The following is a 6,715-nucleotide window of genomic DNA, read 5'->3' as shown; positions in this document are numbered from 1 at the left end:
GCGCGACAGTGTAATCCGTCATATTAATGGAATGCGGATTTACCGGTCCGTCAGGAATAGAATCATTGTCAATATACGTGCTGATATCCGCGATTTCGATCGCCGTATTTTCCTGAGGCGCGCCGGTCAATGTTTTCGGCGTGAGATTGACCCCGATAGTACAGGCTTTATCATTTGGAGAAATAATATATTCCAGAGTACCCGTCGCAAGGACGTGCCGGCTATTATTGGTGTCGGTACAAATCCACTCTACGGAGGGAAGTGTTATTTCCTCATCCCCCTCACCATCAAAAAATCGCCACGCGAGGGACAAACTGTCATTAATATCGAGCTGGTCGTCATCCTCAATGCCGCCTCTTTTTCTGACGACATCGATATGCCCGGATTCGTTATCCTTGTTATATAAAACAGGGGGAGTTCCTGATACTGCACCTGTCCGACCGGTCATTTCATTGGCATTAACCAGAAAGGGGGTATTGATCAGGAGTGCTATAAACAACGCTATCCGTGCCTTGTTTTTAAATTTACTTTTCATCACGTCACCATGCTTTAAGGTATGGCAATTTACATCACACGGATTAATTAACCTGAGCGCCAGTGCGCCCAGGCTAATTAATATTACGGATTATTATTTGCGTTTAACGGATTTCAATACTGCTTTAACTTTAGCGGTATAATCTACCTGCAGCTGGTAACCCTGGATACCGTCTGCACCCGCATTGGCGTAGACAGATTTCGCTTCGGTGTTAGTCAACGGCAGTTTCAGATCCTTGTTATCGGTTGAACTGACGGCTTTACCGCCCGCCGTACCCGTGGTCGCTGAGGTGCCGTCGAAGATCCAGTTATAGCTGTAGTTGGATGACGCATCCAGTTCGCCCGCATCCCAGACCTTGTTACCGTTGGTGTCATACCAGATTTTGAACTGATAACTATGGCCCAGAATCAGACTGCTGTTCGCTTTACCGATCAGGTTATCATCTGGTGATAAGGTATCCACAATCATGGTTGCCACCGTGCCGCCTACTACCGGACCGTCCGGAATATTGTCCGTCGCGTCGTTGGTACTGACATCATTTATGGTGATCCGCTGACCCCCTTTAGGATCCCCGGTCATAGTGGTTTCATCAATGGTTGCGCCCAGATAAAGCCCGGCGTCCGCCTGCTGCAGGGTGTAAGTTTCCTTACCGGCGGCGCCACTGATGATTTTTTTATCAGCACCACGGCCATCCGAGGTGGTATACCACGTAATGGTTTTTATACTGTCATCAACATCACCTTCTTTATCCTTCAAAATATAGCTGAGGGTAATCTTATCTCCCGGCGACATGGCGTTGACAGAACCACTTTCATGCCCGTTAGCAAATGTCACGGTATGCACCGCTGCGCCTGCACCTGTTCCGTATATAATGGGAGGGGTACCTTCGATTCTACCGGCACTGGCTGTTGTATCAGCAAAAGCCATTGGCGCACAGCTGGCAATTAATAATGTTGCAAGGAGTGTTTTGTTAAACGTTTTCATTGGGTCATATCTCATTAAAGTAAAATGGGTGAGTTAATGTCAAATCGTGATAGGAAATATTATTTCTTATTCATCGTTTTAACAGTCTGTATTCCTGTTTGAGTCAACTGATAGTCAACCCTTAATTCATATCCCTGGACCCCGTCTGGTCCGGCAGCGGAAAATACGGTGCTGGCTTCAGCATTGGTTTTCGGCAGGATAATATTGTGATTATCCGTCGCAGGAGTGGCAAATCCACCCGGCGTACCGTTCGCGCTGTTCGTGGTGAACTGCCAGCGGTAATTCATCAAAGAAATGATCGGCGTTTTATTTTCGTCTGTTACTGTTTCACGGTCACTGGCATCCCATTGCCCGTTATTATTACTGTCGTAGGCCACTTTAAATTCATATTCATGGCCTAACTGTAATTTATTACCCTTAGTCGCCGTTAAATTCACTGTCGGATTTTCTTTATCGACGATGGCGGTATAAATCATTTTATCCGCAGGAGTGAAATCAATAACAACCGCATTGGTTTTCTGTGACGATTTATTTTCTGGTTTGGCAATGACAGAGTAAACACCGCTCATTGTACTGCCGATCACCGCCTCGCCCCGCTCCGGTTTTTGTTCATAAAACAGACATTGGGTATGCGTTTCACAGTCACTTTTCGACGCGTGAATCTCAACTTCCTGAGCGTGGCTTTTATCTTCCATCTTGTAAGCATGGAATGTCATATTCAGATTTTCAGCCGCCAGGGCCGTGGTTTCTCCTGCCAGCCCGGCGACTTTACTGCCGCTCGAATGCAGGGTGACGACATCGTTGCCGTTAGATAACACCTTGATGGCTTTTTTCTCTTCACCGGCATCGTTAATCACCAGCTGATAATTCACAGGCGCTTCAGACACTTCAATGTTGACGATATTGGATTGCTTCGCGTGCCCTTTATCATCAACCAGCATCACCGCCAGCGCGTATTTGTTGGCCTCAGGATCGGCGGAATCAACCCATGCAGGGAATGTGAGCGTCCAGTGGTTATTCTGACCGGCGCTGATATTTTGCTGTGGAGACAATGCCGGTAAGGCCAGTTTGCTTTCCGCAGAGAAACCGCCGAGCGGAACCCACTGCGCGTCTTTAATTTTCAGATGCGACGTAATGGTGGCGTTAACCGTCCAGTGACACCCCTCATAAGCCTGGGCTTCATCCGGCGCATCAGAAAGAATACATTGCGCGGGCGTGCCGGTCGGTTTCAGGTACAGGCCGACATCCAGATCCCTTTTCTCGCGGTACTCGAGCACAATATGATTATTACGATCGACGAAATCCATGCGACTTCCCGCCAGGCTGCGCATATCGGCGACGGCTGAAGGGTCCAGCTGTTGCGCCATCGGCACACCGATGCGGTAATCCAGCGCCACGTTGGCAGTCAGTTCGGTGTTATCAGAATTACCCTTTTTATAGCCCAGCCCCATGGTGATCATCGGCACCGGGGTGTAATCCACTCCCAACGTCACTGCCGACGGGTTTTTCTGTAAACTGTCAGTCCCAAAGAGCGCAACCTGTTCGCCGTAATACTTTTCATAGATGACCGACGAGCCCAGCTGCGGGTATGCAGGTAAATAAGCCTGCGCACGAACGTCCCACCCTCTGGATGGGCGCTCTTCGTAATCTTCCAGGTCTGGCGAATTTTTCCATGAAGACAGCGGAATATAATAGTTGCCGCTAAACTTCAGGTAGTTAGTCCAGGCTTCTGCACCTACGCCGTAACGGCGATGATTTCGGGTCAGGTCGTAATCGTAAAAGGCATTGACGCCCACCAGCCAGTCTTTATTCAGGTTATGGCGTAACCCTGCCCCGAAGTTAGCAATGGTACGATCATCGGTATTGTGAGCAGAGAATTGGGTAAAAATTAAATTGCTCTCTCCTTCATACCAGGGGATCAGATAATCCAGCGATGACCCGTCTAAACTTCCGTCGTCATTGAGACTGATTTGTGTACTGACATGGCCATAAGGCGACAGCGTTTTTTCAATCTGATTCTGTGCCGCACTGGTGGCAACACTTTTGCCATATTGATAGGCCTGAGACTTCATCCCTTCCGGCGTTAAATTTTCAAAATTCTGTTGTGCTTCGCTCACAGCGGTTTGCGCTGTTTTGGCTGCAAAACCATTATTTGTCTGCGCAGAAAGATCTTCCGCAGAAGCGTTATTCTTTACCGTTTCAGCACTGCCTAAATCTGGCAATAGCAGGCTTTCTGCGGCAATAACATGACTGCTCATCAGCGGGCAGAATGTGATTGCTGCCAGCGTAAATAAAGATAATTTCTTCATATTACGTATTGACCTGAATGATAAAAAATAACCTATCATATTGCTGGAGAAAAATTAACGGAGGATGAAAAGACAGAACATCATCGCGCCGGGTTTATATATAAGTAGTGCAGTCATTAAGAATCTGAACTCTATTAACATCTGCCAGACCTCCTGCTTGCGAAAATAATATTCTTACCCAACCCCCGCTGCAATATCGTTTGCTGAATGATCAATTCTAAAAATCAACATCCACTCAACAAATGAATTTAACTCACTGTTTTACAGTGCAAATATTAAAACCCCTGTCAGGAATTTATGCGATTCAGTGCGATTTTTTATGGCGATAAATTTAATCTCATGCACCAGGATGACGTCTGATGAGAACTTTCACTCCTGAGAATAACGCTGAGCCAGAGCATTTATACAGAAAGAGGAACGCCCATAAGGGTTCATGCAGATTTGCAAAAACATCTTTCAGGATATGGCATTGTCTTTGACTGGAAACTTCTGGAGGATGAGCCGTTGAAATATTATCTGCTTAAGGAGTCTGCATCTGTAACTTCTTATTTCCTACATTGCCATTTTATTAATAGTGAGTGAGGTTTTATGTTCCTTTTGAATAACCTATATGAGTACGATGAATTCATTACCACCGTATTCATTATGGCCAGCGCAGAGTCTGATGGTCATTTTAAAAAGTGGTCTGATTATAAAAAGCAGTTATCACTCAATCATCCCACCGATTATCCGGTATTAGTGCTTATCAGAGGCTCCAGGATAACGCCGGTATTGGATGATTTGCTTTTCCTGACGGAAGAAAAACTGCAGCAAATTTTTAACCGTGACTTATAATTATGACTATCATTTCCCCGCGAAATATAGCCACTCGTTTATAAGGAGAGAGCATGCAGTCAGGTAACATTACCGATGTATTCTGGACTACAAAAGATTTTGACTTCAACTTGTTAGTCATGTTTGAAGCGGTATACATCTATGGAAGTGTCACCATGGCTGCTGAATCTCTCGACCTCTCGCCTTCTTCCGTCAGTCAGTCTTTGCAAAAACTCAGATTGTACTTTGGGGATCCTTTGTTTGTTCGGGAAGGGAAATCATTAAGTGCCACGACAGTGGCAGTCAGTATTCATCAGGCATTGAGCCCGAGCTTTGATAATTTCCTGTTTGCTTTTCAGAAAGTCTCAAAACAAACCTCTCACAATCGTCTGGTGATTGACTGTTCAGCGTATCTTTCAGGCATCCTCATTCCCGTCATTACCACGTTAGTCCTGGACAGCATCCCACAATGCGAGATCGTGCATACCATCAGTGACCCTACGTCGAACTCCGCTGAAGAGGCGCTGATTTACCGGCGGGCAGACATTATCTTTGATTCCAATCCGCATTTCAGTATGCAGTTCGTTTCTAAAAAAATATTCGAAGAAGAAATCGTTTTTATATGCAGTAAAACGCACCCGCGCCTTACTGATACGATAGATGTTGAGCAATCCAGGCAAGAGAAATTCGTTCTATTAGAAACAGACAGCGAAGTGATTAACGAGTTTCAGGTCTACGCTGACAACTATTTTGGCGAAAGAAATATCGGCATGAGAACGCGTTCACTTTTATGTGTTCTCGCCGCGACAGAAAAAAGCGATCTGGTCGGTGCAATCCCTAAACGCCTGTTTGAAAAAATGAAGAGCAGTTATGACATCAAAATGTTGAAACCGGAGTTGAGTATGAAGCCGGTGTCTATTTACATGATTTATAACAAAACATCGCTCAATAACTCTTCATTTGTACAAATCATCGAGGGGATCAACTCTCACCTGTTGAAAACTCTCACCTGTTGAACTGGCAAGGGTAGTTCAAAGCGATAACAGTGCATTCTGTCTGCGGGTTTGAGAGGGGGAAAGGTCTTCGGGAAGGTTCTCGACTCGGGAGTGCGCGCACTCCACGAGTCGATTTAACACAGCTTAAGCAGGTTATTGTTCAGATAGTAGAAATATACGACTCACGCTTCTTTAATTCACTTAGCGCTTTTGCGGTTCTCCAAATGCATATCGAGAAGTTTTGGCAGATTGGCCAATGACATCAGATGAGCAATGATCCAACCCAAATAGCCTTTCTGGTTAAGCTCAACCAGTTCTTCACCGGTCAGTTTCGCCAGTTTAGCTTCACTCACAACATGGAAATCCTGAACCTTAAAGGATGCGCCAGTGCTGCTGGTGATTTCTGCATTACGTTTTTCCAGAAGCTGGAATTTGCTCAGCAGCGCCACGAACTCTTTCGTTCGCTCCATTTCAACCGTGAATCCATTCATGAATTTGATTGTCTCATCCAGGAACTCACTGTTTGAGCCGTCTTTATTAAACAGCTCTTTCCCTTTCTTCTCGTTGAAGCCCGCGAAATCTTTGTCAAAACAAATAGTGAAGTCTTTTGACGCCTGATCTGTTGATGCCAGTACGAATGGATAGCGACGTACAAAGGCAGGTAAATAAGTCCCGGCCTTCCAGCTCATATCCTTAGCCACATAATCATTATGACCCGCTTCAAGGCCTAACAGCAGAATGGGGGTGATAACTTCTGCGCCCTCTTTGGTTTCAGCGGCGAATACGATCGGATAATGCGGGGATGCCTGATAAAACTCTCCACCAACAACCGGTAACCAATGGGTATTCGCTGCCATATCAAACCCGTTGACGGGATCGAGTTTTAACTTCTTATGGCTATCACGGGAAAGTGCAGTAACGTTTTTATAGAAAAGCATTGTTGTAGACATTTTAATTCCTTGTGGGCACAAGGCCCGGGAGTAAGTAATAGAGTTTCCACACGCGAAGCGTCGCGGTGAGATTAATGAATGCTAAGGGGGAACAGTACCCGGCGGATTTCAACCGGGCACTGTTCCTGA

6 protein-coding genes are annotated in these 6,715 nt (G+C 45.8%); 2 read left to right on the top strand and 4 right to left on the bottom strand.

Annotation, left to right across the window (positions count from 1 at the left end):
- The 3 genes from ED901_RS17155 to ED901_RS17145 all read right to left on the bottom strand — a co-directional run.
- Positions 1 to 535: hypothetical protein (locus ED901_RS17155; RefSeq protein ID WP_162997892.1), on the bottom strand; the 535-nt coding region annotated here is incomplete at its 3' end.
- Between the two features lie 93 nt (positions 536 to 628).
- Positions 629 to 1,519: a SinI family autotransporter-associated protein gene (locus ED901_RS17150; RefSeq protein ID WP_256370290.1), complete on the bottom strand. Its 891-nt coding sequence runs from the start codon at positions 1,517 to 1,519 to the stop codon at positions 629 to 631.
- 59 nt (positions 1,520 to 1,578) lie between these two features.
- Positions 1,579 to 3,828, bottom strand: a complete 2,250-nt coding sequence (locus ED901_RS17145) for an inverse autotransporter beta domain-containing protein (RefSeq protein WP_162997891.1) — start codon at positions 3,826 to 3,828, stop codon at positions 1,579 to 1,581.
- Between the two features lie 588 nt (positions 3,829 to 4,416).
- On the opposite strand from ED901_RS17145, the gene ED901_RS17140 reads away from it, so the two are divergent.
- Positions 4,417 to 4,662 carry a hypothetical protein gene (locus ED901_RS17140; protein WP_122096634.1) on the top strand — a complete coding sequence of 82 codons (246 nt, stop codon included), beginning with the start codon at positions 4,417 to 4,419 and terminating at the stop codon, positions 4,660 to 4,662.
- A gap of 53 nt (positions 4,663 to 4,715) precedes the next feature.
- Complete coding sequence (locus tag ED901_RS17135; protein WP_122096633.1) at positions 4,716 to 5,657, top strand: LysR family transcriptional regulator; 942 nt, start codon at positions 4,716 to 4,718, stop codon at positions 5,655 to 5,657.
- A gap of 176 nt (positions 5,658 to 5,833) precedes the next feature.
- Here ED901_RS17135 and ED901_RS17130 read toward each other — a convergent pair whose 3' ends face one another.
- A complete protein-coding gene (locus ED901_RS17130; protein WP_122096632.1) occupies positions 5,834 to 6,586 on the bottom strand; it encodes a SapC family protein in 753 nt (250 codons plus the stop codon).
- Positions 6,587 to 6,715 lie beyond the last annotated feature (129 nt).

Source organism: Rahnella sp. Larv3_ips (assembly GCF_003697865.1).
Taxonomy (GTDB): domain Bacteria; phylum Pseudomonadota; class Gammaproteobacteria; order Enterobacterales; family Enterobacteriaceae; genus Rahnella; species Rahnella rivi.
Note: the sequence above shows the minus strand (reverse complement) of the source record. Positions and strands in the feature narration are given on the sequence as shown.